Below are 1,416 nucleotides of genomic sequence, written 5' to 3'. Positions count from 1 at the left end.
GTTGTATTAATATTGGTACATGATAGAGTTTGGCAGCCCGGGGAGAAGCAATCGCGGCCGAATTAGCCTCTCGATCGAGAAGTTGAATCGCTTCCGTGGTAGAATTGGTGGGAATAATCGGCACGTTAGGTAAATTATTTTCTAGCCATTTTTGACATTGAGCTAAAGCTTGGGGATGGGAATAAACGGTTTTAATTTCTGTTAGCGATTGTTGAGGAGATAGAAGTGCATGGGAAATCGGTAAAACTAATTCTTGTTGAATCTGTAACCTGGGTAATTGCCATAAAGCATCAAGAGTCATTACCACACTTCCTTCGGTGGAATTTTCCACCGGAACCACTGCTAAATCGGCCTGATTTTGGACAACCGATCGCAGGGCCAGGGCAATGCTAGGATAGGGTATTAATTGATGAGGCTGGGGTGGTAAACTGTTAGCATAGGCTAAAGCGGCTGTTTCTGAATAGGTTCCCACTGGCCCCAGATAAGCGATCTTTACAGTCATTTAGATTATCCCCGCAAGCAATTTTTTCTAGCTATTACAGCCTTTCTCATAAATATCAAGTATAACCTAATTCAGCCAGCGTTTTCAGTTGATAATTGGGTAAAGGAGCAATATAGTAGGGAACCTGTTTAGCTAACTCTAGGGTACAGGTAATTTTTTTAACTTTGATTTTACCGCCCAAAAATTTACAATCATAAGTAGCATTGTGAAAAACCTTTTCTATCTGGTCAACCAGCATGATTTTAGTGATAAAATAATCGATCAGGTCCAGTCGTTCGAGAACATCCAAAATTGTCACCCGCTCCCCCGTTAAATCCGTGGAATCAGCCAGAATTTGAATCAGAGACAAACGGGGAGTCTTGCTATCGTAATCGGCTACTTCCGTATCTAACCAAAGAATGGGAAAATGGCAAAAGTGATCGATCACATTCCTAATAGCGTCGGATTCCGTTAAATAAGGCATGGTTGCAGAGGCTGAAAAATGTATCAAAAAATCTTGATAGCAGTAGATTTGTCGGAGATGGGGGAGAGTGTCTTTAAGGAGGCTGTATCCTTAGCCAGTAAGTACGAAGCTAACCTTCTACTACTGCACGTCCTTTCCCCTGAAGAAGATTATAGCCCTTTACCGATTCCACCCAATTTAGCCGATATTTACCCCGCCCAGGGTAATGATCTGACTCTTGATTTTTGGCGGCAACAATGGGAAGAATTTGAGCAGAAAGGGTTGGCAATGTTGCAAAAAAGAGCTAATCAAGCGGGAGAAATGGGTGTAAAGGGAGAATACCGGCAAATTTATGGTCATGCCGCCAAAACTAACTGTAAAGTGGCGCGAGAGGAAAATATTGATTTAATTGTCATCGGTCGGCGTGGGCGATCGGGTCTAGGAGAGTTATTCTTAGGTAGTGTGAGTAATT

General features: G+C 42.4%; 3 protein-coding genes. 1 reads left to right on the top strand and 2 read right to left on the bottom strand.

Going from position 1 to position 1,416, the window contains the following annotated elements; all coding sequences use genetic code 11:
• Both PX484_RS04415 and PX484_RS04410 read right to left on the bottom strand, forming a co-directional pair.
• The coding region (locus PX484_RS04415; RefSeq protein ID WP_288102988.1) for a prephenate dehydratase domain-containing protein at nt 1-502 on the bottom strand (502 nt) is incomplete at its 3' end.
• Nucleotides 503-557: 55 nt separating this feature from the next.
• Nucleotides 558-965, bottom strand: coding sequence for a ribonuclease D (locus PX484_RS04410; RefSeq protein ID WP_288102986.1), 408 nt, complete (start codon nt 963-965; stop codon nt 558-560).
• A gap of 18 nt (nt 966-983) precedes the next feature.
• On the opposite strand from PX484_RS04410, the gene PX484_RS04405 reads away from it, so the two are divergent.
• Nucleotides 984-1,416 (top strand): universal stress protein (locus PX484_RS04405; RefSeq protein WP_288102984.1); only part of this gene is annotated, 433 nt, incomplete at its 3' end.

The sequence above is a fragment of the Microcystis sp. M49636_WE2 genome, assembly GCF_030065375.1.
Classification (GTDB): Bacteria; Cyanobacteriota; Cyanobacteriia; order Cyanobacteriales; family Microcystaceae; genus Microcystis; species Microcystis aeruginosa_C.
This window is presented reverse-complemented; position numbering and strand designations above follow the sequence as displayed.

What these genes read in the sequence shown, in the direction of transcription:
- PX484_RS04410 (WP_288102986.1), bottom strand. Translation starts at nt 965, where the DNA reads ATGCCTTATTTAACGGAATCCGACGCTATTAGGAATGTGATCGATCAC.